This window comes from Streptomyces sp. NPDC004327, assembly GCF_042873935.1.
Lineage (GTDB): Bacteria > Actinomycetota > Actinomycetes > Streptomycetales > Streptomycetaceae > Streptomyces.
Genome location: NZ_JBIAME010000002.1, coordinates 500,366 through 523,818, shown reverse-complemented (window position 1 = coordinate 523,818; position 23,453 = coordinate 500,366). Strand labels below are relative to the sequence as shown.

General features: G+C 72.2%; 22 protein-coding genes. 3 read left to right on the top strand and 19 right to left on the bottom strand.

Annotated features, from left to right (window positions below):
• Positions 1–111: 111 nt before the first annotated feature.
• From ACFYU9_RS08365 to ACFYU9_RS08350, 4 genes are all read right to left on the bottom strand, one after another.
• On the bottom strand, positions 112–591 hold the full coding sequence (locus ACFYU9_RS08365) for a hypothetical protein (protein ID WP_389206006.1): 480 nt from the start codon (positions 589–591) through the stop codon (positions 112–114).
• Positions 592–803: 212 nt separating this feature from the next.
• Positions 804–1,166, bottom strand: coding sequence for a cytidine deaminase (locus ACFYU9_RS08360; protein WP_389206008.1), 363 nt, complete (start codon positions 1,164–1,166; stop codon positions 804–806).
• A 43-nt stretch (positions 1,167–1,209) separates the two neighbouring features.
• Complete coding sequence (locus ACFYU9_RS08355; RefSeq protein WP_389206010.1) at positions 1,210–1,938, bottom strand: hypothetical protein; 729 nt, start codon at positions 1,936–1,938, stop codon at positions 1,210–1,212.
• A 185-nt stretch (positions 1,939–2,123) separates the two neighbouring features.
• On the bottom strand, positions 2,124–3,023 hold the full coding sequence (locus ACFYU9_RS08350; RefSeq protein WP_389206011.1) for a helix-turn-helix transcriptional regulator: 900 nt from the start codon (positions 3,021–3,023) through the stop codon (positions 2,124–2,126).
• A gap of 104 nt (positions 3,024–3,127) precedes the next feature.
• Between ACFYU9_RS08350 and ACFYU9_RS08345 the strand changes: the two genes are divergently transcribed.
• Positions 3,128–4,561, top strand: a complete 1,434-nt coding sequence (locus ACFYU9_RS08345) for an MFS transporter (RefSeq protein WP_389206013.1) — start codon at positions 3,128–3,130, stop codon at positions 4,559–4,561.
• Position 4,562: 1 nt separating this feature from the next.
• Here the strand turns inward: ACFYU9_RS08345 and ACFYU9_RS08340 are convergent, their stop codons facing one another.
• The 12 genes from ACFYU9_RS08340 to hrcA all read right to left on the bottom strand — a co-directional run bounded on the left by ACFYU9_RS08340 (position 4,563) and on the right by hrcA (position 15,965).
• Positions 4,563–4,916 carry an MmcQ/YjbR family DNA-binding protein gene (locus ACFYU9_RS08340; protein ID WP_389206015.1) on the bottom strand — a complete coding sequence of 118 codons (354 nt, stop codon included), beginning with the start codon at positions 4,914–4,916 and terminating at the stop codon, positions 4,563–4,565.
• Entirely contained in the window at positions 4,913–6,220 is a 1,308-nt protein-coding gene (locus tag ACFYU9_RS08335) for a hemolysin family protein (protein ID WP_389206017.1), read from the bottom strand. Before ACFYU9_RS08335 ends, ACFYU9_RS08340 begins: the two co-directional genes overlap by 4 nt.
• 31 nt (positions 6,221–6,251) lie before the next feature.
• Positions 6,252–6,749: an rRNA maturation RNase YbeY gene (ybeY, locus tag ACFYU9_RS08330; protein WP_389206018.1), complete on the bottom strand. Its 498-nt coding sequence runs from the start codon at positions 6,747–6,749 to the stop codon at positions 6,252–6,254.
• 12 nt (positions 6,750–6,761) lie between these two features.
• Positions 6,762–7,826 carry a PhoH family protein gene (locus tag ACFYU9_RS08325; RefSeq protein ID WP_389206020.1) on the bottom strand — a complete coding sequence of 355 codons (1,065 nt, stop codon included), beginning with the start codon at positions 7,824–7,826 and terminating at the stop codon, positions 6,762–6,764.
• A gap of 214 nt (positions 7,827–8,040) precedes the next feature.
• Positions 8,041–9,165 carry a carbohydrate kinase family protein gene (locus ACFYU9_RS08320; RefSeq protein WP_389343684.1) on the bottom strand — a complete coding sequence of 375 codons (1,125 nt, stop codon included), beginning with the start codon at positions 9,163–9,165 and terminating at the stop codon, positions 8,041–8,043.
• A 220-nt stretch (positions 9,166–9,385) separates the two neighbouring features.
• The gene (locus tag ACFYU9_RS08315) at positions 9,386–10,381 is read right to left on the bottom strand and encodes an adenosine deaminase (protein WP_389343681.1); all 996 of its coding nucleotides are present in this window, start codon (positions 10,379–10,381) and stop codon (positions 9,386–9,388) included.
• A 53-nt stretch (positions 10,382–10,434) separates the two neighbouring features.
• Positions 10,435–11,337, bottom strand: coding sequence for a ribonuclease Z (locus ACFYU9_RS08310; protein WP_389206027.1), 903 nt, complete (start codon positions 11,335–11,337; stop codon positions 10,435–10,437).
• Positions 11,338–11,352: 15 nt separating this feature from the next.
• The gene (locus ACFYU9_RS08305) at positions 11,353–11,712 is read right to left on the bottom strand and encodes a histidine triad nucleotide-binding protein (RefSeq protein WP_389206029.1); all 360 of its coding nucleotides are present in this window, start codon (positions 11,710–11,712) and stop codon (positions 11,353–11,355) included.
• Positions 11,713–11,814: 102 nt separating this feature from the next.
• On the bottom strand, positions 11,815–12,558 hold the full coding sequence (locus ACFYU9_RS08300; RefSeq protein ID WP_389206031.1) for a 16S rRNA (uracil(1498)-N(3))-methyltransferase: 744 nt from the start codon (positions 12,556–12,558) through the stop codon (positions 11,815–11,817).
• Between the two features lie 52 nt (positions 12,559–12,610).
• The gene (locus tag ACFYU9_RS08295) at positions 12,611–13,693 is read right to left on the bottom strand and encodes a nitronate monooxygenase (RefSeq protein ID WP_389343678.1); all 1,083 of its coding nucleotides are present in this window, start codon (positions 13,691–13,693) and stop codon (positions 12,611–12,613) included.
• A gap of 112 nt (positions 13,694–13,805) precedes the next feature.
• Positions 13,806–14,945, bottom strand: coding sequence for a molecular chaperone DnaJ (gene dnaJ / locus ACFYU9_RS08290; protein ID WP_389206034.1), 1,140 nt, complete (start codon positions 14,943–14,945; stop codon positions 13,806–13,808).
• On the bottom strand, positions 14,946–15,965 hold the full coding sequence (gene hrcA, locus ACFYU9_RS08285; protein ID WP_389206036.1) for a heat-inducible transcriptional repressor HrcA: 1,020 nt from the start codon (positions 15,963–15,965) through the stop codon (positions 14,946–14,948). It lies immediately after the preceding gene.
• A 168-nt stretch (positions 15,966–16,133) separates the two neighbouring features.
• On the opposite strand from hrcA, the gene ACFYU9_RS08280 reads away from it, so the two are divergent.
• Positions 16,134–16,856 (top strand): MBL fold metallo-hydrolase, encoded by a 723-nt coding sequence (locus ACFYU9_RS08280; protein ID WP_389206038.1) that lies wholly within the window; start codon positions 16,134–16,136, stop codon positions 16,854–16,856.
• Positions 16,857–16,866: 10 nt separating this feature from the next.
• A complete protein-coding gene (locus ACFYU9_RS08275; protein ID WP_389206039.1) occupies positions 16,867–17,670 on the top strand; it encodes a DUF3097 domain-containing protein in 804 nt (267 codons plus the stop codon).
• 441 nt (positions 17,671–18,111) lie between these two features.
• Here ACFYU9_RS08275 and hemW read toward each other — a convergent pair whose 3' ends face one another.
• The 3 genes from hemW to lepA form a co-directional block, all read right to left on the bottom strand.
• Entirely contained in the window at positions 18,112–19,344 is a 1,233-nt protein-coding gene (gene hemW, locus ACFYU9_RS08270) for a radical SAM family heme chaperone HemW (protein ID WP_389206041.1), read from the bottom strand.
• Positions 19,345–19,434: 90 nt separating this feature from the next.
• Positions 19,435–21,309 carry an AMP-dependent synthetase/ligase gene (locus ACFYU9_RS08265; RefSeq protein ID WP_389206043.1) on the bottom strand — a complete coding sequence of 625 codons (1,875 nt, stop codon included), beginning with the start codon at positions 21,307–21,309 and terminating at the stop codon, positions 19,435–19,437.
• Between the two features lie 225 nt (positions 21,310–21,534).
• Complete coding sequence (gene lepA, locus ACFYU9_RS08260) at positions 21,535–23,403, bottom strand: translation elongation factor 4 (protein WP_389206045.1); 1,869 nt, start codon at positions 23,401–23,403, stop codon at positions 21,535–21,537.
• Positions 23,404–23,453: the final 50 nt, after the last annotated feature.

The window sequence follows — 23,453 nt, the reverse complement described above, 5'->3', positions numbered from 1 at the left end:
TTTGACACATTTCCCCAGGTCGGGGACGTGGGCGCACAGCAGCGACCGGTACCGCCCAGGGCGGTACCGGTCGGACGTGCGGTGTGTCGTGCGGTGTCGTGCGGAAGGGGCTCAGCTGAACACGAAGGGCCCGGGCGACTGCGAGGTGAGCGCGTCGCAGTTCACCGTGACGCCGAAGATCACCATCTTGAGCGCGGTGCCCGCGAAGTAGGAGTTGAGGCTGTCACCGGAGGCGACCGTCCCGCTGAGCGGGCCGATCGTCACCGACTGGTTCGCGGCGAGCGGCGGGTTCTTCTTGCCCGTGAAGACCCGGGTGCCGCCGCCGGCCTTGGCCATCGTCAGCGTGGCGCTGATCTGGTCGGCGCCGACCGCGACCGGCGTCTTCACCGCGGAGGTGAGGGTGATGGTCGCGGCGGTGCCGCTCTGCGTGGCGGTGAGGGTGGCACCGCCGCCGCCCCACGTCCCGCAGTCGTACGTCGCCGTGGCCGAGCCCGGCGAGACGGCGGCGGCACCCGGCGCGAAGGCGAGCCCGGCGGCGGCGAGCGCCCCGGACAGCACCGCGACGATCCCTAAGCTGCTTCTGCTTCTCATGGCGAGGTCGTACCCCTTCCGATGACGAACGCAGGGGTGCGGGCACTGCGTGGATGACACGCCCCTGACGGCGCGTTTCTGACGGTCCATCATGCGGACCGGTGCTATTGACGCGCATTCTTCACAAGAGCACAAGGGCTGTGCGGGAGCGGTACCACGAGAGGCCCGGCGCTCGTCGAGCACCGGGCCTCTCCCGTCACACCGTCATCCGCTCAGCCCGCGGTGACCGCCTCGCGCAGCCGCCCGTCGGGGCCCGCGAGCAGCACCGGGGTCTCGGGCCCGCCCAGGTCGCGCACCGCCGCGCGATCCTCGTCCGAGGCCGCCTCGGCGGCGGACACCACGGCCGCGGCCTCAAGCGACTGGGCGCCGCTGGCGACGGCCATGGCGACCGCGGTCTGCAGCGCGCTCAGCTTCAGCGACTCCAGCTCGACGGTGCCGGCGACATAGGTGCGCCCGGTCTCGTCCCGTACCGCCGCGCCCTCCGGCACCCCGTTGCGGGCGCGGGCGCTGCGCGCCAGCGTGATGATCTTGAGGTCCTCGGCACCGAGGTCGTCGTGCGTGCGGTTGAGTGTCATGATCCGAGGATAGGTCGGGCCGGAGCGGCTACGGGGCCGGGTCTCAGCCCTGAGCGGCCTTGGCGAACTTGTCGACCGTCGCCTTGGCGAGGGCGCCGAAGTCCTTGTGGCCGGTGGCGTCGTTCGCCGGGTCGAAGGCGATGCGGGTCACGCCGCTGCCCTGGCGGGCGACGAGGAGGTCGACCTGGGTCTGGTAGCCCATGTCGGGCATGGTGACCGTCACGCGGATGGCGTGCGCCTCCTCGGCGCCGGCCGGGGCGGTCAGCTTCTTGACCGTGCCCTTGATCTTCATGCCCTCGGCCGTGGTGTTGAAGGAGGTGCAGCCGTCGGCGGCGGCGCCGATCGCCTTGGCGAAGTCGGCCGCACCGGTGCCCGGGAAGGTGAGGACCTGCTGGTCAAGCGTGGTGTTCTTGCCCTGCGTGAAGTGGAGGTCCGCGCCGGTCGTCGCGCCCTTGACGGCCGGGGCGAACAGGTCGGTGACCGCCACGCACTCGGGCTTGTCGGCCTTGCCGAAGGCCGGGCCCGTCTCCACCTTGCCGGCCGCCCAGCCCGAAGGCAGGTCCTTGGCATCGAGCGCGGCGGCCTTCATCTGGGCATCGGTCAGCGGGGCGGCCGGCTGCGGCGCGGCGGAGGTGGCCGACGCGGAGGCGGCCGGCTTGTCGGCGCCGTCCTTCTTGGCGCCGTCGGAGTCGCCGCCACCACAGGCGGCGGTCAGCGAGAGCGCGGAGACGGCGAGGGCGGCGGACAGACCGCGGGAGAAACGCGTACGCATTTGCGAAGCCCTTGAGGGTGAGGCGGCAGGGGTGGGCACGGCCGCGTCCTGCGGTGACGTGCGGCGAGAGGATATCCGGAGTCTCTGACACCGCTTCGTCGAGGTCCCCGTTCCGCCGACTCACCCCGGAGGCCGCCGTCCCCCTACCGCCGGCTCCCCCGTGGCCGCCGACTCCCCCGGGCCCCTCAGCCCGCCACCGGGTACATCGCCCCGCGCCGCCCCTCCGGCGACACCAGCCACTCCAGCTTCGCCGCCGTGTCCGCCTCCGGCAGCGGCGTGTGCAGCACGATCACCAGGTCCGGGCGGGCCGGCACCCGCAGCTGGGTGGCCTCGACGAAGAGCGGGCCGACGAGCGGATGCTCCAGCTCCTTGCGGTTGAGGCCGCCGGGCCGGATGTCCTGCCGGTCCCACAGCTCGGCGAACTCGGGGCTCGCCGCCCTCGCCTCCTCGATCACCTCACGGAAGCCGTCGTCCTCCGGGTGCTCCGAGCAGGCGGCGCGGAACTGGGCGACGACCTGCGGCGCGATCTCCTCCCAGGACTTCGACCGCGTGCGGTACAGCGGATCGGTGAAGAAGGCGATCAGGCAGTTCTGCACGATCTCCGGCCGCATGCCGAGCACGATCGCCGCCGCGTCGTTGTACATGACCGTGTTCCAGTACACGTCCATGATGTGCGCCGGGAACGGCATCCAGGTGTCGATGAGCCGGCGCAGGCCGTGGCACATGTCCCGGTCCTCGGGCGCGGTCTCGGGCGCCGGCGGGTTGAGGCCCGCCAGGACGTAGAGGTGGCGCCGCTCGGCCGGGCTGAGCCGCAGCACGCGGGCGACGGAGTCGAGGACCTGCGGCGAGACGGTGATGTCGCGCCCCTGCTCCAGCCACTGGTACCAGGAGACGCCGACGCCGGCGAGGACGGCGACCTCCTCACGGCGCAGTCCGGGCGTACGGCGCCGGGCGCCGCCGTCCGGCAGGCCGGCCTCGGCCGGGCTGACCCGGGCCCGCCGGCTCATCAGGAACTCGCGCAGTTCGGCGAGCCGGTGTGCCTTGCCCTCCGTACCGCCGTCCGTGCTCTCCAGTGCGGTGGCCACGTGTGCTTCCTCCCCCGGGACGCGCATGGGTTTGCCTGGTGGTGCGACCAACAGGATAAGTTCCCGCTCCCCACGGACATTCCCGCGCCACGAGAGTCGTGGTCATGGCAACCGCGACCTCCTCCCCCAAGGCTCCACCGACCCCCACCGGCGCCCCGGCCGACACCCCGCCCCCGGCCCCGGCCCCCGCGCTCAGCGGCCGCTCCCGGCTCATCCTGATCGTGCTGTGCGCCGCCCAGTTCATGGTGTCGCTGGACTTCTCCGTCCTGAACGTGGCCCTGCCGGTGCTCGGCGCCGACCTCGGCCTCAGCCCCGCCGCCCTCCAGTGGGCCATCACCGCCTTCGCCCTGCCGTCCGGCGGCTTCCTGCTGCTCTCCGGCCGGATCGGCGACCTGTACGGACGCAAGAAGCTGTTCCTCACCGGACTCGCGCTCTTCGGCGCGGCCTCGCTGCTCGCCACCTTCGCCTGGAGCCCGGCCGCCTTCCTCACCGGCCGCGCGCTGCAGGGCCTGGGCGCGGCGGCGATCGTGCCGACCGGCATGGCGCTGCTGACCACGACCTTCCCCGAGGGCCCGCAGCGCGACCGGGCGCTCGGCATCTCCGGCACCATCCTGTCGCTGGGCTTCACCATCGGCATGGTCCTCGGCGGTGTCATGACCGACACCTTCGGCTGGCGCTCCACCATGGGCCTGCTCGCTGTGTTCAGCGCCCTCGTGCTGCCCTTCGCCCCGGCCCTGCTGCCCGAGTCCCGCACCCCCGAGCGGCCCCGCCTGGACGTGCCGGGCGCGGTGACCGTCACCGGCGGTCTGCTGTCGCTGATCTACTCGCTGTCGACGGCGGCCCAGCGCGGCTTCGGCCACGCCGACGTCCTGGTCACCCTGGTGGCGGGCGTGGCCCTGCTGGTCGTCTTCGTGATCGTCGAGTCCCGGCACGCCGCCCCGCTCGTCTCGCTGCCGATGCTGAAGCGGCGCACGGTCGCCTTCGGCAACCTGGGCGGGCTGATCACCTTCGCGATGATGTCGACGGTCGTCTTCGTCCTGACGCTCTACCTGCAGGAGACGCTGGGCCTGTCCGGCTTCCAGACCGGTCTGGTCTTCGGCGTGCAGGGCGCGCTGTCGGTGCTCGCCGGCTCCTTCGCCGCCCGGGTCATCGGCCGGTTCGGCGCCCGCCGCACCCTGGTCCTCGGCCTCGCCGGCCAGGGCGTGCTCACCGCCGGGCTGCTGGCCATCGGCGCCGGCTCGGGCGCGGTCGTCGCCACGGTCGCGGTCTCGCTGGCCTCGATGTGCCACCTGGGCGCGATCATCTCGTACGGCGTGACCGTCACCTCCGGTGTCCCGGACGAGGAGCAGGGCCTGGCCACCGGTCTGGTGACCACGACCCAGCAGGTCGGCATCACCGTCGGCATCCCGCTGCTCGGCGTCCTCGCCACCACCGGCGACAGCCTGTACGGGGGCGTGCGCACGGTCCTCGCCCTGGACGCGGCGATCGTGCTGGTGACGGCGGCGGTCGTGGCGCTCGGCCTGCGGCGCGCCGGGTGAGTCAGGGCCGGTCGAGGCGGAGCCGTACCGCCTTCGGCAGCCCGGCGACCACCAGGTCGTACGAGTCCTCGACGAGCTCCCGGACCATCCGGTCCGGGAGCTCTCCCACGCTCACCGTGTTCCAGTGCCGCTTGTTCATGTGGTAGCCCGGGGCGATCGCCGGATACTCCTCGCGGAGCCGTACGGCGTCGTCCGGGTCGCACTTGAGGTTGACCGTGAGCGGGTCGGCGTCCAGCCAGGACAGCGCGAACATCTTCCCGGCCACCTTGAAGACGGAGACGTCGGGCCCGAAGGGGAACTCCTCGGTCGCGTCGTTGAAGTCCAGGCAGAAGGCGCGCAGCTGGTCGGGCGTCACGACTCGGTTCCCTCCTCGGGGCCGGCGGTGCCGACCGGTTCGACGAGCACGGTCACGATCTTGTTCCGCCGGCCGGCCGGGGCCTCGGCGGTGAGCCGCAGGCTCCGCCCGTCGGGCAGCTCGACGACCGAGTTCGCGCCGGCGATCGGCACCCGGCCGAGGGCCTTGGCGAGCAGTCCGCCGACCGTCTCGACGTCCTCGTCGTCGTACTCGTCGGGGCCGAAGCCGTAGAGCTCGCCGAGGTCTCCGATGTCGAGGCGGGCGGTGACCCGGTAGCGGTCGTCGCCGAGCTCCTCGACGGGCGGCAGCTCCCGGTCGTACTCGTCGGTGATCTCGCCGACGATCTCCTCCAGGATGTCCTCGATGGTGACGATCCCGGCCGTGCCGCCGTACTCGTCGATGACGACGGCGACGTGGTTGCGCTCCTGCTGCATCTCGCGCAGCAGGTCGCCCGCGTTCTTGGTGTCGGGGACGAAGGCCGCCGGGCGCATCGCCGTGGACACCAGGTCGGCCTCGGCGTCGCGGTTGATGTGCGTCTTGCGGACCAGGTCCTTCAGATACACGATGCCGACGATGTCGTCCTCGTTCTCCCCGGTGACCGGGATCCGGGAGAAGCCGGAGCGCAGCGCGAGGGTGAGGGCCTGGCGGACGGTCTTGTAGCGCTCGATGCAGACGAGGTCGGTGCGCGGCACCATCACCTCGCGGACCAGGGTGTCGCCGAGCTCGAAGACCGAGTGCACCATGCGGCGCTCCTCGTCCTCGATCAGCGACTCCTGCTCGGCGAGGTCGACCATCGCGCGCAGCTCGGCCTCGGAGGCGAACGGGCCCTTGCGGAAGCCCTTGCCCGGCGTGACCGCGTTGCCGATGAGGATGAGCAGCTGCGGGATCGGACCCATGATCCGGGCGAGCGGCAGCAGCACGTACGCGGCGGCGGTCGCCGTGTTCAGCGGGTGCTGGCGGCCGATGGTGCGCGGCGAGACGCCGACGGCGACGTACGAGACGAGCACCATCACCGCCATGGCGACGAGCAGCGCCTGCCAGGTCTCCGGGAGGGCCTCCAGGCAGGCGTAGGTGACGAGGACGCCGGCCGCCGTCTCGCAGGCGACGCGGACGAGCAGCGCCACGTTGAGATAGCGGGTCGGGTCGGAGGCGACCTGCGCCAGCTTCTCGGCGCCGCGCCGCCCGGACCGGACGGCCTCGGCGGCGCGGAAGCTGGAGACGCGGGCGATGCCGGCCTCGGCGCAGGCGGCGAGCCAGGCGACGATGACCAGGGCGACGGCGCCCAGGATGAGTTGTGCGGTCATGACGGACGGACCTGTCCCCTGCCGACCGGGGTCAGGAGACGGTCGGCGCGGGCGACGGGCCGGTCAGGCCCTTCTCCGCACGCCAGCCGTCCACGATGGCGGCCTGGAGGCCGAACATCTCGGCCTTCTCGTCCGGCTCCTCGTGGTCGTAGCCGAGCAGGTGCAGCACTCCGTGGACGGTGAGGAGCTGGAGCTCCTCGTCCATGGAGTGCTGCGTCGGGGCGTCCTTGCCCTGCTGGGTGGCGACCTCGGGGCAGAGCACGATGTCGCCGAGGAGGCCCTGCGGGGGCTCCTCGTCGTCCTTCGACGGCGGGCGCAGCTCGTCCATCGGGAAGGACATGACGTCCGTCGGGCCCGGCAGGTCCATCCACTGGATGTGGAGCTGCTCCATCGCCTCGGCGTCCACGACGATCACCGAGAGCTCGGAGAGCGGGTGGATGCGCATGCGCCCGAGCGCGTAGCGGGCGATGTCGAGGATCGCCTGCTCGTCGACCTCGGTGCCGGACTCGTTGTTGACGTCGATCGACATGTGCTGTTGCTTCTACTTCCCGTTGCGCCCGTTACGGCTGCCGTCGCCCTTGGCCTTGGCGTTGGCGTTGTCGTTGGCGTTGTCGTACTTCTCGTACGCGTCGACGATACGGCCGACGAGCTTGTGCCGGACGACATCCTGCGACGTGAGCATCGAGAAGTGCACGTCCGCGACCCCGTCGAGGATGTCGCGGACCTGGCGCAGACCGCTCTTCGTGCCGCCGGGGAGGTCGACCTGGGTGATGTCACCGGTGATGACGATCTTCGAGTCGAAGCCGAGGCGGGTGAGGAACATCTTCATCTGCTCGGGGTTCGTGTTCTGCGCCTCGTCGAGGATGATGAACGCGTCGTTGAGCGTCCGGCCCCGCATGTACGCGAGCGGCGCGACCTCGATCGTCCCGTTGGCCATCAGCTTGGGGATGGAGTCCGGATCGAGCATGTCGTGCAGCGCGTCGTACAGCGGACGCAGATACGGGTCGATCTTCTCGTAGAGCGTGCCGGGCAGGAAGCCGAGCCGCTCGCCCGCCTCGACGGCCGGCCGCGTCAGGATGATCCGGGTGACCTGCTTGGACTGCAGGGCCTGGACCGCCTTGGCCATGGCCAGATACGTCTTGCCGGTGCCGGCGGGGCCGATGCCGAAGACGATGGTGTGCTTGTCGATGGCGTCGACATAGCGCTTCTGGTTGAGGGTCTTGGGGCGGATGGTGCGGCCGCGGCTGGAGAGGATGTTCTGCGTGAGCACCTCGGACGGCGTCTCCGCCGCCGCCTCCCCGTCTTCCTCCCGCAGCATGGCGATCGACCGTTCCACGGCGTCCTCCGTCATCGGCTGTCCGGTGCGGAGCACCAGCATCATCTCGTCGAACAGGCGCTGTACCAGGGCGACTTCACTCGCGTCGCCGACGGCGCTGATCTGGTTTCCCCGTACGTGGATGTCCGTGGACGGGAACGCCTCCTCGATCACGCGCAGCAGGGTGTCACCGGATCCGAGGACCATCACCATCGGGTGCTTCGCGGGGACGGTGAACTGAGCGCGTGCCTGCCCCGGCGCAGGGGCGTGGGCTGTGGGTGTCTGAGTCATGGGCCGGCACTGTGGCCTGCACATACCTCCCGTCGCAGGGTTCTCGCTGCTCGACAACCTCTCGGATACCAAGCCTACGACTCGGGTCGGACAACCCTGAACGGTTTTTACGGTGCCGGGACCGGGCGGTTGCGCGGCGAGGAGGGCGCGGGCCGGCGCCCCGGGGGGTACCCCTCGGGGGTCGCGGCTCCGGCCATGATCCGCCGGACAGGCCCTAGGGGGCCGGGGCGGGGCGGAAGCCGATGGTGGGGACGGCCCGGCGGAGCGGCCAGGGGCGGGCCCGGACGGGCAGCAGCCGCTCCAGGAAGGCGTAGCGGTCGCGCAGGGCGGCCGGGTCCTGGCCCTCGTGTCCCTGGACGTGCTGCCACCAGGCGGCGATCTCGCCCCAGGTCGGCGCGGACAGCGACCCGCCGAACTCCTGCACCGACAGCGCGGCCGTGAGCCCTGCGAAGGCGAGCCGGTCGGCGAGCGGCCAGCCGGCCAGGGTGCCGGTGACGAAGCCGGCGACGAAGACGTCCCCGGCGCCGGTCGGGTCGAGGGCGGAGACCCGGATCGCGGGCACCTCGGCGGTCTCGCCGGTGGCGCCGTCCACGGCGTAGGCGCCCTCCGAGCCGAGGGTGACGACCGCGTAGCGCACCTTGTCGGCGAGCGCCCGGGCGGCGGCGCGCGGGCAGTCGGTGCGGGTGTAGCGCATCGCCTCGGCGGCGTTCGGCAGGAACGCCTCGCAGTGCTCCAGGTCGGTCAGGCCGGCCAGGTCCCAGCGCCCGGTGTCGTCCCAGCCGACGTCCGCGAAGACCTTGGCCCCGCCCCGGGCGGCCCGGGCCACCCACTCCTCGCTGCGGCCGGGCACCAGGGAGGCGACGGCGGCGCGGGCGTGCGGCGGGTAGGCGGGCGGACCGGCGGGCAGGGTGCCGTCGAGCGGCGGGGCGGCGTGGCCGTGCGAGACCATCGTGCGCTCGCCCTCGTACGCCATGGAGACGGTGACCGGCGAGTGCCACCCGGGCACGGTCCGCGACAGCGAGAGATCGATCCCCTCGCCCTGCTCCAGGGCGTCCCAGCAGTACTCGCCGTAGTGGTCGTCGCCGAACGCGGCGGCGAGCGAGGTGCGCAGGCCGAGGCGGGCGAGCGCGGTGGCCATGTTGGCGACGCCGCCGGGGCTGGAACCCATGCCGCGGGCCCAGGACTCGGTGCCGCGCACGGGGGCGCTGTCGAGGCCGGTGAAGATGATGTCGAGGAAGACCGTGCCGGTGAGGAAGACGTCGCAGTCCGGATCGGTGGGCTCGCGCAGGCACACCAGCGGGTCGACGTCGGTGCGGCGTTCGCGTTCGCGGTCGGTCACGGCAGGCTCCCCGGTCGTGGGTGCGGCGGATCGGCACCGTGGCGCCGATCTCGACAGTGTGCCCTAAGGGGAAGGTGAGGCGGGCCAAATCGGGGGATAACGCCTTCTCCGCCCACTCGGTGCTTGATACACATGGTGCCGCGACCACGTGCACCACCGCACGGCGTCTCATTTCCGCGTTCACTCCCCGGAACGCCGGCGCCGGCCCGCCCCCGGACGGCTACGCCCCGAAGTCGTACGCCTCCACCTCGGCCAGGTACCGCTCCCGCCGCTCCTCCTCGTCCTCCAGGAACGACGCCAGGAACGAGTTCCGCGCCAGCGTCCGCAGCTGCTCCGGCTCCAGGCCCAGCGCCTCGCGCACCGCGGTGAAGTTGTCCCCGACGTAGCCGCCGAAGTACGCGGGGTCGTCCGAGTTCACCGTCGCGACGAGGCCCGCGTCCAGCATCCGCCGCAGCGGGTGCTGCTCGATGACGTCGATCGCCCGCAGCCGCACGTTGGACAGCGGGCACAGCGTCAGCGGCACCCGCTCGCGCACCAGCCGGTCGACGAGGTCCGGGTCCTCCAGGCACCGCAGCCCGTGGTCGACGCGCTCCACGCCGAGGACGTCGAGCGCCTCGCGGATGTACTCCGCGGGGCCCTCCTCGCCCGCGTGGGCGACGCGGCGCAGCCCGAGCCGCGCGGCCTCCTCGTACACCGCGCGGAACTTGGCCGGCGGGTGCCCGACCTCCGCCGAGTCGAGGCCGACGCCGGTGATCCGGTCGAGGTAGGGCCGCGCGGCATCGAGCGTGGCCATCGCGGACTCGGCCGACTCGTCGCGCAGGAAGCACATGATGAGGCGGGTGGAGATGCCGTGGCGCTCCTCGGCGCGGTCGAGCGCTGCCGTGAGGCCCTCGACGACGACGCCCATCTGGACGCCGCGCACGGCGTGCGCCTGCGGATCGAAGAAGATCTCGGCGTGCCGCACGCCCTGGGCGGCGGCGCGCGCGAGGTACGCGTCGGCGAGGTCGGTGAAGTCGTCGGCGGTGCGGAGCACGGCCATGAGGGCGTAGTAGAGGTCCAGGAAGGACTGGAGGTCGCTGAAGCGGTAGGCCTCACGGAGCGCGGCGGTGTCCGCGTACGGGAGGGTGACGCCGTTGCGCTCGGCGAGGGCGAAGGCCAGCTCGGGTTCGAGGGTGCCTTCGATGTGGAGGTGGAGTTCGGCCTTGGGTACCGGCATGGTGGTGCTGCTTCCTGGAGGTGGTGCGGGTGGTGCGGGTGCTTCCGGGTGGGCTATCGCTTGGGCACGGGGACTCTCATCAGGTCCTGGGCGACGCTCAGCTCCCCCTCGAAGCCGGCCGCCCGCGCCTGCCGCTCGAACTCCGACGGGTCGGCGTAGCGCTGCGAGAAGTGCGTGAGCACCAGGTGGCGTACGCCCGCGTCCCGCGCCACCGCCGCGGCCTGACCGGCGGTCAGATGGCCGTGGTCGACGGCGAGCTGCACGTCCTCGTCGAGGAAGGTCGACTCGATGACGAGCATGTCGGCACCCTCGGCGAGCTCGTACACCCCGTCGCACAGCCGGGTGTCCATGACGAACGCGAACCGCTGCCCGCGCCGCACCTCGCTGACGTCCTCCAGCGTGACGCCGTCGAGCGCGCCCTCGCGCTGGATCCGGCCGACGTCCGGCCCGGCGATGCCGTGCGCGGCGAGCCGCTCGGGGAGTATGCGCCGCCCGTCCGGCTCGACGATCCGGTAGCCGTACGACTCGACGGGGTGGGAGAGCCGGCGCGCGTCGAGCGTGAACGCGTCGGTGACGGCGAGCGGCCCGTCGGCGGCGACCGGCGCCTCCGCCAGCTTCACGGTCTCGCGGTAGGCCGTCGCGTACCGCAGCCGGTCGAAGAAGCGCTGTCCGCTCGCCGGGTAGTGCGCGGTGACCGGGTGCGGGACCTGGTCGAGGTTGATCCGCTGGATCACCCCGGCCAGGCCCAGCGAGTGGTCCCCGTGGAAGTGCGTGACGCAGATCCGGTCGAGGTCGTGCGCCGCGACCCCGGCCCGCAGCATCTGGCGCTGGGTGCCCTCGCCGGGGTCGAAGAGGATGCCCTGCCCGTCCCAGCGCAGCAGATAGCCGTTGTGGTTGCGGTGCCGGGTCGGGACCTGGCTGGCCGTGCCGAGCACGACCAGTTCACGTACGGACAAGGGGACCGTCCCGGCCTATCCGGGCGGCCAGTTGAGGCCGCGGCCGCCCAGCACGTGCGCGTGGGCGTGGAAGACCGTCTGACCGGCGCCCGCACCGGTGTTGAAGATGATGCGGAAGCCGCTGCCGTCGATCTTCTCCTGCTCGGCGACGGCGCCGGCCTCGCGCAGTATGTCCGCGGCGACCGTCGGCGCCGCGGCGGCGAGGGACGCGGCGTCGGGGTAGTGCAGCCGCGGGATCACCAGGACGTGCGTGGGTGCCTGCGGGTTGATGTCGCGGAACGCGAGCGTGGTCTCCGTCTCGCGCACGATCGTCGCCGGGACCTCCCCCTCCGCGATCTTGCAGAACAGGCAGTCGCTCTGCGGCTCTCCGGCCATGGCCCGGGCCTCCTCGCCTCGGTCGCTCTCGATGTCGATCAAATGCTATCGGGGCCCGCCGACAACGCGGGCCCCGACCGGATCATCAGCCGCGGCCGCGGCCTACGACCAGCGTCCCGTCCGCCCGAGCACCAGCGCCGCGGCCGCCGTCCCCGCCGTCGACGTGCGCAGCACGCTGTGGCCGAGCCGGTACGGCCGGGCGCCCGCCTCCTCGAAGAGCGCCAACTCCTCCGGGGACACGCCCCCTTCGGGCCCGACGACCAGCACGATCGACCCCGTCGCGGGCAGCTCGGCCGTCGCGAGGGCGCCGCTCGGGTGGTCGCGGTCCTCGTGCAGCACGGCGGCGAAGTCGGCGCCCGCGAGCAGCGCGGCGGCCTGCTTGGACGTCATCAGCTCGGCGACCTCGGGGAAGCGGGTGCGGCGCGACTGCTTGCCGGCCTCGCGCGCGGTGGCCCGCCACTTGCCGAGCGCCTTCAGACCGCGGTCGCCCTTCCACTGGGTGATGCAGCGGGACGCGGCCCACGGCACGATCGCGTCGACGCCGGTCTCCGTCATGGTCTCGACGGCCACCTCGCCGCGGTCGCCCTTGGGCAGCGCCTGGACGACGGTGATCCGGGGCGCGGGCTCCGGGTCCTCGTGGACGGCGGTGACGTCGACGGTCAGCTGGTCCTTGCCCTCGGCGGCGGCGACCACGCACTCCGCCCAGGCGCCGCGCCCGTCGGTGAGCACCAGCTCCTCCCCCGCGCGCAGCCGCTTCACGGAGACGGCGTGCCGGCCCTCCGGCCCGTCGAGGAGGAACCCGCCGACGGACGGGACGGCGTCGACGACGAAGACGGGTGCGGTCACGTGGTGCTCCTGTTGCTTGGTTTCTTGAGTCGCTTGAGTCGCTTGAGTCGCTTCAGCGGGTGACGGTACCGAGGGCCGCGAGTTCCTCGGCGAGCTCCTCCGCCAGGATCTCGACGAGCCGCCCGGCCGGCAGCTCCCGGGCCAGCCGGTGGCCCTGCCCGGCCCACAGCGCCATGCCCTGCGGGTCCCCGGCGGTCGCGGCGGCCTTGCGCACCGGGGCGGTCAGATGGTGGATCTCGGGGTAGGCGGCCGGGGCGTAGGGCCCGTGCTCGCGCATGAAACGGTTCACCAGGCCCCGCGCCGGCCGCCCCGAGAACGCCCGGGTCAGCTCGGTGTGCGTGAACAGCGGGTCGGTCAGGGCGCGCTTGTGCAGCGGATGCGCCCCGGACTCGGGGCAGCCGAGGAAGGCCGTGCCGAGCTGGGCGGCGTCGGCGCCCGCCGCGAGCACGGCGGCGATCTGCCGCCCGCGCATGATCCCGCCGGTCGCGATGATCGGCAGCCGCACGGCCTCGCGGACCTCGGTCAGCAGCGGCAGCAGCCCGCGGCCGCTCCCGGCGCCCGGCCCGTCGGCCGGGTCGTTGCGGTGCGTGCCCTGGTGCCCGCCGGCCTCCGTGCCCTGCACACAGACCGCGTCGGCCCCGGCCCGTTCGGCCGTCCGGGCCTCCTCGACCGAGGTGACGGTGACGATCGTGTACGTGCGGACCCGGGCGAACGCGTGGAGCGCGTCGCGGTCCGGGCAGCCGAAGGTGAAGGAGACGACCGGCACCGGGTCGTCGAGCAGGATCGCCAGCTTGGCGTCGTAGGCGTCGTCCCGGCCCTGCTCGGGGTCGCCGAGCTCCGTCTCGTACCAGGTGGCCTCACCGGCCAGCTGGTGCCGGTACACCTCCACGGCCGCCGGATCCGCGGACTGGCCGCCCGGCGGCATGAACAGGTTGACCCCGAACGGCCGCGCGGTGAGCGCGCGCACCTGCTTGATCTCCTGGTACAGCCCGCCCGCGGTCTTGTACCCACCGGCCAGGAAGCCCAGCGCGCCCGCCTCGCACACGGCACCGACGAGCTCGGGACAGGAGGCGCCACCCGCCATGGGGGCCTGCACGATCGGATGACGAGAGAGATCGTTCAGAGCGGTGGACATGCAGGCATCGTGTCATGCCGGTACCCGAGAGGGCGGCCCGCACCGGGTGCGGGCCGCCCTCTCGACCGTACGGAACGGGGCCCAGTGCCCGTCGAACGCGTCCGGCAGACGCCTAGCGCCCGTTGAACGCGTCCTTCAGGCGCGAGAACAGCCCCTGCTGCCCCGGCTGGAACTGGCCCAGCGGGCGCTCCTCGCCGCGGAGCTTCGACAGCTCGCGCAGCAGTCGCTCCTGCTCCGGGTCGAGCTTCGTCGGGGTCTGCACCTCGACGTGGACGATCAGGTCGCCTCGCCCGTTGCCGCGCAGATGGGTGACGCCACGGCCGTGCAGCGGGATCGACTGGCCGGACTGGGTGCCCGGGCGGATGTCGACGTCCTCAAGGCCGTCGAGGGTCTGGAGCTGCACCTTCGTGCCGAGCGCGGCCGCCGTCATCGGGATGGTGACCGTGCAGTGCAGGTCGTCGCCGCGACGCTGGAAGGTCTCGTGCGGGATCTCGTGGATCTCGACGTACAGGTCGCCGGCGGGGCCGCCGCCGGGGCCGACCTCGCCCTCGCCCGCGAGCTGGATCCGGGTGCCGTTGTCGACACCGGCCGGGATCTTGACCGTGAGCGTACGGCGCGACCGCACGCGGCCGTCGCCGGCGCACTCGGGGCACGGGGTCGGGACGACCGTGCCGAAGCCCTGGCACTGCGGGCAGGGGCGCGAGGTCATGACCTGGCCCAGGAAGGACCGGGTGACCTGGGAGACCTCACCGCGGCCGCGGCACATGTCACACGTCTGCGCGGAGGTGCCGGGCGCGGCGCCCTCGCCCGAGCAGGTGGTGCAGACGACGGCCGTGTCGACCTGGATGTCCTTGGTGGTACCGAAGGCGGCCTCGTCGAGGGTCACCTCCAGGCGGATCATCGCGTCCTGGCCGCGCCGGGTGCGCGAGCGCGGGCCGCGCTGGGACGCCGTTCCGAAGAAGGCGTCCATGATGTCCGAGAAGTTCCCGAAGCCGCCCGCGCCGAAGCCACCGGCCCCCGCGCCGCCGCCGGAGGCGGACAGCGGGTCGCCGCCGAGGTCGTAGACCTGCTTCTTCTGCGGGTCCGACAACACCTCGTAGGCGGCGTTGATCTCCTTGAACCGCTCCTGCGTCTTCGGGTCCGGGTTCACATCCGGGTGAAGCTCGCGGGCGAGGCGCCGGAACGCCTTCTTGATCTCGTCCTGCGAAGCGTCACGGCGTACGCCCAGTACGGCGTAATAGTCGGTGGCCACTTACGACTCCGCCAGGATCTGTCCGACGTAACGTGCCACTGCGCGTACCGCTCCCATCGTTCCGGGGTAGTCCATGCGGGTCGGTCCGACCACGCCGAGTTTGGCGACTGCCTCGCCGCCGGAACCGTAGCCGACCGAGACGACCGACGTGGACGTCAGGCCCTCGTGGGCGATCTCGTGCCCGATCCGTACGGTCATGCCCGACTCCTTGGCCTCGCCGAGCAGCTTGAGGAGCACGACCTGCTCCTCCAGAGCTTCCAGGACGGGCCTGATCGTCAGGGGGAAGTCGTGTCCGAAGCGGGTCAGATTGGCGGTACCGCCGATCATGAGCCGCTCCTCCTGCTCCTCCACCAGGGTTTCGAGCAGGGTCGCGAGCACGGTCGAGACCGTGCTCCGGTCCTCGTTGTCCTCGAAGGACTCCGGCAGGTCCTGCACCAGCTGCGGCACGTCCGCGAAGCGGCGGCCGACGACGCGGCTGTTGAGGCGGGCCCGCAGGTCGGCGAGGGAGGTCTCGCCGAAGGGTCCCGGACAGTCGATCACGCGCTGCTCGACCCGGCCGGTGTCCGTGATGAGCACGAGCATCAGCCGGGCGGGTGCCAGCGAGAGCAGCTCCACGTGCCGGACCGTCGAACGGGTCAGCGACGGGTACTGCACGACGGCGACCTGCCGGGTCAGCTGCGCGAGCAGCCGGACCGTGCGGCCGACGACGTCGTCGAGGTCGACCGCTCCGTCGAGGAAGTTGTGGATGGCGCGCCGCTCGGGGGTGGACAGCGGCTTGACGCCGGCCAGCCGGTCGACGAAGAGGCGGTAGCCCTTGTCGGTGGGGATGCGGCCGGCACTGGTGTGGGGCTGGGCGATGTAGCCCTCCTCCTCCAGGACCGCCATGTCGTTGCGCACGGTGGCGGGCGACACGCCGAGCTTGTGGCGCTCGGTCAGCGCCTTGGAGCCGACCGGCTCCTCCGTCCCGACGTAGTCCTGGACGATGGCGCGCAGCACTTCGAGTCTGCGTTCGCTGAGCATCGCGCGCACCTCCAGCTGTCGATCCGGTTCCGGTTGCTCCACTTTTGGCACTCGCCCTGTCCGAGTGCCAGGAAACCCCCGGCCAGTGTACGGCGGCGGACATCGCTCCTGGCAAGGAGGCGGGGTCGGCGGAGGCGATCCGGTCGGCGTACCGGTTAGCGTCACGCCATGGATCTGGACTGGGAAGAGTACGGCTGGGAGCGGCTCGGCGAGGGCGTCGGACGCCGCAGGCTGCCGGGCTGGGACGCCACGGTGGGCCTGGTCACCGGGCGGGACGGGGTCCTGCTGTACGACACGGGAGCCACCCTCGCGCAGGGCGCGGAGCTGCGGGCGCAGGTGGCGGCGATCACAGGCGGCCGGAGGGTGACGCATGTCGCACTCAGCCATCCGCACTTCGACCACGTCCTCGGCACGGCGGTCTTCGCGGGCGCGGAGGTCTTCGGCGCGGTGGGCATGGACACGCTGCTGCCGCGCGAGGCGGAGGCGCTGCGCCTGGACGCGGTACGGCAGGGGGTGGACGAGCGGGCCGCGGCGGAGGCCGCCGAGGTCCTGGTGGCCCCGCGCCACACCGTCTCCGGCGAGTGGACCCTCGACCTCGGCGGCCGCCGGGTCCTCCTCGCCAACGCCGGCCCCGGCCACACCGGCCACGACCTGGCGCTCCTGGTGCCGGGCGAGCGGGAGGTCGTCTTCTGCGGCGACCTGGTGGAGGAGTCGGGCGAGCCGCAGGCCGGCCCGGACGCGATCCCGGCCCGCTGGCCGGCCGCCGTCGACCGCCTGCTGTCCCTGGCCGGCGAGGACGCGGTGTACGTGCCGGGCCACGGCGCCGTGGTGGACGCCGCGTTCGTCCGACGCCAGCGCGATGAACTGGCACGCCGCTTCGAGGTGCCGTAGCGTCGCCCGAATGCGCAGCTACAACCCGGATCTGACGCCCCCTTGGAAGCGATCGGCGCCCGTGCCGGAGGTGCCGGCGGACCGTGACCTCGTCGTCGAGGAGGTCACGACGGGGTTCTGCGGTGCGGTGATCCGCTGCGAGGCGGGCACGGTGACCCTGGAGGACCGCTTCGGCAAGCACCGGGTCTTCCCGCTGGAGCCGCGCGGCTTCCTCCTGGAGGGCCGGGTCGTCACCCTGGTCCGCCCCTCCGCCGGCGCACCGGCGCGCCCCACCCGTACCGCCTCCGGCTCGATCGCCGTCCCCGGCGCCCGGGCGCGGGTCGCCCGGGCGGGCCGGATCTACGTCGAGGGCCGCCACGACGCCGAACTGGTCGAGCGCGTCTGGGGCGACGACCTGCGGATCGAGGGCGTCGTCGTCGAGTACCTGGAGGGCGTCGACGACCTCCCGGCCATCGTCGCCGACTTCGCCCCCGGCCCGGACGCCCGCCTCGGCGTCCTCGTCGACCACCTGGTCCCGGGCTCCAAGGAGTCCCGCATCGCCGCCCAGGTCTCCTCCCCCGACGTCCTCGTCGTCGGCCACCCCTACATCGACGTCTGGCAGGCCGTGAAGCCCGCCGCCCTCGCCATCCCCGCCTGGCCCACCGTCCCCCGCGGCCAGGACTGGAAGACGGGCATCTGCCGCGCCCTCGGCTGGCCGGAGAACACGGGCGCCGCGTGGCAGCACATCCTGTCGCGAGTGACGTCGTACAAGGACCTGGAACCGGAACTGCTGGGCCGCGTGGAAGAACTGATCGACTTCGTGACGGCACCGTAGGGGCGACTGTCGCCGCCCGTCGTGGGGCTCCCGCCCCGCTCCGGTGCGGCCCGCGCACTCGACCTCCGCGCCGCCCGTGCGGCCCGCTCGCGCGTGCGGCCCCCGCTACCCGCCGCCGCGGGGGCGATCGTCCGCCCCCGCCCACCCCCGTGTGGGCATTCGTCCCTCCCCCAGACTCCGTCCGTGGGTGCCCCCAGGCGGGACGGGTGGGCACACGGGACGGCGCCCTTGGCGGCGCCTCCGCCCCCTGCGCCTGAACCCGCACCACGACCGCGACGCCCTCGCGGTGCGGGTCGACGGGCGAGGAGCCTAGGCCCGGCAAGGGGCAACGTCCCGTGTGCCCACCCGTTCCGCCCTGCGGAACGAATGCCCACACGGGGGTGGCGAAGTCGCCGCCGGGCGCAGCCCGGACGGGCGTGGTCGGGGCGAGGGCGCAGCGCCCTAGTCCACCAGGTCCCGCACCACCGCGTCGGCCAGCAGCCGCCCCCGCAGCGTCAGCACCGCCCGTCCCTCGCCGTACGCCCCCGGCACGAGCAGCCCGTCCGCCAGCGCCCGCTCGGCCGCCGCCAGGCCCGCGGGCTTCAGCAGCGACAGCTCGACGCCCTCGCGAAGCCGCAGCTCCAGGAGGACCCGCTCGACGCGGCGGTCCTCGTCCGACAGGACCTCGCGGCCGGCTCCGGGCGACCGGCCGGCGCCCAGGGCCGCCGCGTACGCGCCGGGGTGCTTCACGTTCCACCAGCGGACGCCGCCGACGTGGCTGTGGGCGCCGGGGCCGGCGCCCCACCAGTCGGCGCCGCGCCAGTAGAGCTCGTTGTGGAGGCAGCGGCCGGCGTCGGAGGTGGCCCAGTTGGAGACCTCGTACCACTGGAAGCCGGCGCCGGAGAGGACGTCCTCCGCGATCAGGTAGCGGTCGGCGTGGGCGTCGTCGTCGGTCATGGGTATCTCGCCGCGCCGGATGCGCCGGGCGAGCTGGGTGCCCTCCTCCACGATCAGCGCGTAGGCGCTGATGTGGTCGGGGCCGGCGCCGATCGCCGCGTCCAGGGAGGCCCGCCAGTCGTCGTCGGACTCGCCGGGCGTGCCGTAGATGAGGTCGAGGTTGACGTGGTCGAAACCGGCGGCCCGCGCCTCCGCGACGCACGCCTCGGGGCGCCCCGGCGTGTGGCTGCGGTCGAGGATCTTCAGCACGTGCTGCCGGGCGCTCTGCATGCCGAAGGAGATCCGGTTGAAGCCGCCCTCGCGCAGCGTGGCGAGATACGCGGGGTCGACGGACTCCGGGTTGGCCTCGGTGGTCACCTCGGCGTCGTCGGCGAGCCCGAACTCGTCGCGGATCGCGCCGAGCATCGACACGAGGTCGCCGGCGTCGAGCAGCGTGGGGGTGCCGCCGCCGACGAAGACGGTCCGCACGGGGCGCGGGTCGTCGCCGAGGACCTTGCGGGCGAGCCGTATCTCCTCGGCGACCTGCGCGGCGTAGTTGTCCCGGGAGGCGAGGACGCCGCCGGCGCCGCGCAGCTCGCTCGCGGTGTAGGTGTTGAAGTCGCAGTAACCGCACCGGGTGGCGCAGTACGGCACGTGCAGATAGAACCCGAGGGGTCGCTCCCCGGCGCCCTCAAGGGCGTGGGCGGGCAGCGCCCCGTCCTCGGGCATGGGCTCACCATCGGGCAGTACGGAAGGCATGAAGCCATTGTCCCGTACCGCCCGACATCCCCGCCGAGCCTGTGGACGACGCCCTGTGGACAACTCCTCGTCCAGGACGGAAAGCCCAGGTCAGGCCTCCCGCGCTCCCTCGTACATCTCGTCGATGAGGTGCTGGTACGTCCGCTCGACCACCGGCCGCTTCATCTTCAGGCTCGGCGTGAGCTCGCCGTGCTCGACGTCCAGGTCGCGCGGCAGGAGGCGGAACTTCTTGATGGTCTGCCAGCGCTGGAGGCCCTCGTTGAGGCGGGCGACGTAGCCCTCGATGAGCTTCTCGACCTGCGGGGTGGCGACGACCTCGGCGTACGACGTGCCGCCCAGCCCGTGCTCGGCGGCCCAGCCCTGGATGGCCGGCTCGTCGAGGGCGATGAGCGCGGAGCAGTAGTTGCGGTCGGCGCCGAGGACCACGATGTTCGAGACGAACGGACAGACGGCCTTGAACTGGCCCTCGATCTCCGTCGGGGCGATGTACTTGCCGCCGGAGGTCTTGAACAGGTCCTTCTTGCGGTCGGTGATGCGCAGGTAGCCGTCGGCGGACAGCTCGCCGATGTCGCCGGTGTGGAACCAGCCGTCCGACTCCAGCACCTCGGCGGTCTTCTCCGGCAGGCCGTGGTAGCCCTCCATGATGCCGGGGCTGCGCAGCAGGATCTCGCCGTCGTCGGCGATGCGGACCTCGGTGCCGGGCAGCGGCTTGCCGACGGTGCCGGTGCGGTACGCCTCGCCGGGGTTGACGAAGGAGGCGGCGGAGGACTCGGTGAGGCCGTAGCCCTCCAGGATGTGGATGCCGGCGCCGGCGAAGAAGTAGCCGATCTCGGGGGCGAGGGCGACGGAGCCGGAGACGGCGGCGCGCAGCCGGCCGCCGAAGGCCTCGCGGAGCTTCTTGTAGACGAGCGCGTCGGCGACCTTGTGCTTGGCGGCGAGGCCGAAGGGCGCGGAGGCGGTGCCGGTGCGGCGGAAGTTGTCCTGGGTGACCTTGGCGTACTCGCGGGCGATGCCGGCCGCCCACTGGAAGATCTTGTACTTGGCCCCGCCGCCCTCGCGGGCCTTGGCGGCGACGCCGTTGTAGACCTTCTCGAAGATGCGCGGGACGGCGGCCATGTAGGTGGGCTGCACGATCGGCAGGTTCACGATGATCTTGTCGATGCGGCCGTCGACGGCGGTGACGTGGCCGACCTCGATCTGGCCGGAGGTGAGCACCTTGCCGAAGACGTGGGCGAGCGGCAGCCACAGGTACTGCACGTCGTCCTGGGTGACGAGGCCGGTCGCGGAGATGGCCTTGGCCATGTACGACCAGCTGTCATGGCGCAGGCGGACGCCCTTGGGGCGGCCGGTGGTGCCGGAGGTGTAGATGAGGGTGGCGAGCTGCTCGCGGGTGATCGCCCCGACGCGCTCCTTGACGACCTCCGGGTGCTTCTCCAGGTACGCCTTGCCGCGGGCCTCCAGCTCGGCGAGGGTCAGCACCCACTCCTCGGAGGTGTCGGCGCCCTCGGGGTCGATGACGACGACGTGGTGGAGGTGGGGCAGGTCGGCGCGGCGCTCGACGGCCTTGGCGAGCTGGTCGGCGTTCTCGGCGATGAGGACGCGCGAGTCGGAGTCGGAGAGGATGAAGCCCGATTCCTCGGCGTTGGTCTGCGGGTAGACCGTGGTGACGGCGGCGCCGGCGCACATGACGCCGAGGTCGGCGAGGATCCACTCGACGCGGGTGGCGGAGGCGAGGGCGACCCGCTCCTCGGGCTGTACGCCGAGGTCGATGAGGCCGGCGGCGATCGCGTGGACGCGTTCGGCCGCCTGCGCCCAGCTGAGCGACTTCCATTCGTCGGGGCCCTGGCCGGCGGCGGGGACCGGGTAGCGGTACGCCTCCGCGTCGGGGGTCCGCTCGACGCGCTCAAGGAAGAGCGCCGCCACGGACGGCGGCCGGTTCTCGATCAGGGTCTGGGTGTCGCTCACGACGTCCTCCGGGCGGCGGCGGTGCGGTCAGGCGGGGCGTAACTAACTGGCGAGTAACCTTCGAGCGGCTTCAGAGTAGAGCGCCGGGGACCGGCACGTAAGGGCTTGCTTATAACGAACGGGTCTGCACGCCGTCGGCGTACAGACCCGTTCGTGGTGACCTCGTGGCGGCCTCGCGGCCACCTGGCGGTGGCCTCGTGGCGGCCTCGTGGAGCAGTGGGGCGGCTACTTCTTGGCCTTGCCGCCCGACTCGTCGCTGGACAGGACGGCGATGAAGGCTTCCTGCGGAACCTCCACCGAACCGACCATCTTCATCCGCTTCTTGCCTTCCTTCTGCTTCTCGAGCAGCTTCCGCTTACGGGAGATGTCACCGCCGTAGCACTTGGCGAGGACGTCCTTGCGGATGGCGCGGATGGTCTCGCGGGCGATGACCCGGGAGCCGATGGCGGCCTGGATCGGCACCTCGAACGCCTGCCGCGGGATGAGCTCGCGCAGCTTGGCGACGAGCCGCACGCCGTACGCGTAGGCCGCGTCCTTGTGGGTGATCGCCGAGAAGGCGTCGACCTTGTCGCCGTGCAGCAGGATGTCGACCTTGACCAGGCTGGACGCCTGCTCGCCGGTGGGCTCGTAGTCGAGCGAGGCGTAGCCGCGGGTCTTGGACTTCAGCTGGTCGAAGAAGTCGAAGACGATCTCGGCCAGCGGCAGGGTGTAGCGGATCTCGACGCGGTCCTCGGAGAGGTAGTCCATGCCGAGGAGGGTGCCGCGCCGGGTCTGGCAGAGCTCCATGATCGAGCCGATGAACTCGGTGGGGGCCAGGATCGTGGCGCGCACGACCGGCTCGAACACCTCGCTGATCTTGCCCTCGGGGAACTCGCTCGGGTTGGTGACCGTGTGCTCGGCGCCGTCCTCCATGATCACGCGGTAGACCACGTTGGGGGCGGTGGCGATGAGGTCGAGGCCGAACTCGCGCTCCAGGCGCTCGCGGATCACGTCGAGGTGGAGCAGGCCGAGGAAGCCGACGCGGAAGCCGAAGCCGAGCGCGGCAGAGGTCTCCGGCTCGTAGACCAGCGCGGCGTCGTTGAGCTGGAGCTTGTCGAGGGCGTCGCGCAGCTCGGGGTAGTCCGAGCCGTCCAGCGGGTACAGACCGGAGAAGACCATCGGCTTCGGGTCCTTGTAGCCGCCGAGCGCCTCCTCGGCACCCTTGGCCTGCGAGGTGATCGTGTCACCGACCTTGGACTGGCGGACGTCCTTCACACCGGTGATCAGGTAGCCCACCTCGCCGACGCCGAGGCCGTCGGCCGGCAGCATCTCGGGCGAGTTGGTGCCGATCTCCAGGAGCTCGTGGGTGGCGCCGGTCGACATCATCCGGATGCGCTCGCGCTTGTTGAGCTGGCCGTCGACGACCCGGACGTAGGTGACGACACCGCGGTACGAGTCGTAGACCGAGTCGAAGATCATCGCGCGGGCCGGGGCGTCGGCGACGCCGACGGGGGCCGGGATGTCGCGGACGGCGCGGTCGAGCAGCGCCTCGACGCCCATGCCGGTCTTGGCGGAGACCTTGAGGACATCCTCCGGCTGGCAGCCGATGAGGTTGGCCAGCTCCTCGGCGAACTTCTCCGGCTGGGCGGCCGGCAGGTCGATCTTGTTGAGCACCGGGACGATGGTGAGGTCGTTCTCCATCGCCAGGTAGAGGTTGGCCAGGGTCTGCGCCTCGATGCCCTGAGCGGCGTCCACCAGCAGGATCGTGCCCTCGCAGGCGGCGAGCGAACGCGAGACCTCGTAGGTGAAGTCGACGTGCCCCGGCGTGTCGATCATGTTCAGGATGTGCGTGCGGCCCTGATCCGGCCCCTCCGTGGGGGCCCAGGGCAGCCGGACGGCCTGGGACTTGATCGTGATGCCGCGCTCACGCTCGATGTCCATCCGGTCGAGGTACTGGGCGCGCATCTGCCGCTGGTCGACCACACCGGTCAGCTGGAGCATCCGGTCGGCGAGCGTGGACTTGCCGTGGTCGATGTGCGCGATGATGCAGAAATTGCGGATCAGAGCCGGGTCGGTACGGCTCGGCTCGGGCACGTTGGTAGGAGTCGCGGGCACGCAGGGTTCTCGTCTCGGGCGGTGTTCGGAACGGGTACGTAGGGTCCATG

Coding starts and splice junctions, on each gene's coding strand:
- hrcA (WP_389206036.1), bottom strand. CDS start 15,965: ATGCTCAGCGAACGCAGACTCGAAGTGCTGCGCGCCATCGTCCAGGAC.
- ACFYU9_RS08325 (WP_389206020.1), bottom strand. CDS start 7,826: ATGACTCAGACACCCACAGCCCACGCCCCTGCGCCGGGGCAGGCACGC.
- ACFYU9_RS08345 (WP_389206013.1), top strand. CDS start 3,128: ATGGCAACCGCGACCTCCTCCCCCAAGGCTCCACCGACCCCCACCGGC.
- ACFYU9_RS08365 (WP_389206006.1), bottom strand. CDS start 591: ATGAGAAGCAGAAGCAGCTTAGGGATCGTCGCGGTGCTGTCCGGGGCG.
- ACFYU9_RS08355 (WP_389206010.1), bottom strand. CDS start 1,938: ATGCGTACGCGTTTCTCCCGCGGTCTGTCCGCCGCCCTCGCCGTCTCC.
- ACFYU9_RS08275 (WP_389206039.1), top strand. CDS start 16,867: ATGCGCAGCTACAACCCGGATCTGACGCCCCCTTGGAAGCGATCGGCG.
- ACFYU9_RS08315 (WP_389343681.1), bottom strand. CDS start 10,381: ATGCCGGTACCCAAGGCCGAACTCCACCTCCACATCGAAGGCACCCTC.
- hemW (WP_389206041.1), bottom strand. CDS start 19,344: ATGCCTTCCGTACTGCCCGATGGTGAGCCCATGCCCGAGGACGGGGCG.
- ACFYU9_RS08280 (WP_389206038.1), top strand. CDS start 16,134: ATGGATCTGGACTGGGAAGAGTACGGCTGGGAGCGGCTCGGCGAGGGC.
- ACFYU9_RS08295 (WP_389343678.1), bottom strand. CDS start 13,693: ATGTCCACCGCTCTGAACGATCTCTCTCGTCATCCGATCGTGCAGGCC.
- ybeY (WP_389206018.1), bottom strand. CDS start 6,749: ATGTCGATCGACGTCAACAACGAGTCCGGCACCGAGGTCGACGAGCAG.
- ACFYU9_RS08360 (WP_389206008.1), bottom strand. CDS start 1,166: ATGACACTCAACCGCACGCACGACGACCTCGGTGCCGAGGACCTCAAG.
- ACFYU9_RS08305 (WP_389206029.1), bottom strand. CDS start 11,712: ATGGCCGGAGAGCCGCAGAGCGACTGCCTGTTCTGCAAGATCGCGGAG.
- ACFYU9_RS08335 (WP_389206017.1), bottom strand. CDS start 6,220: ATGACCGCACAACTCATCCTGGGCGCCGTCGCCCTGGTCATCGTCGCC.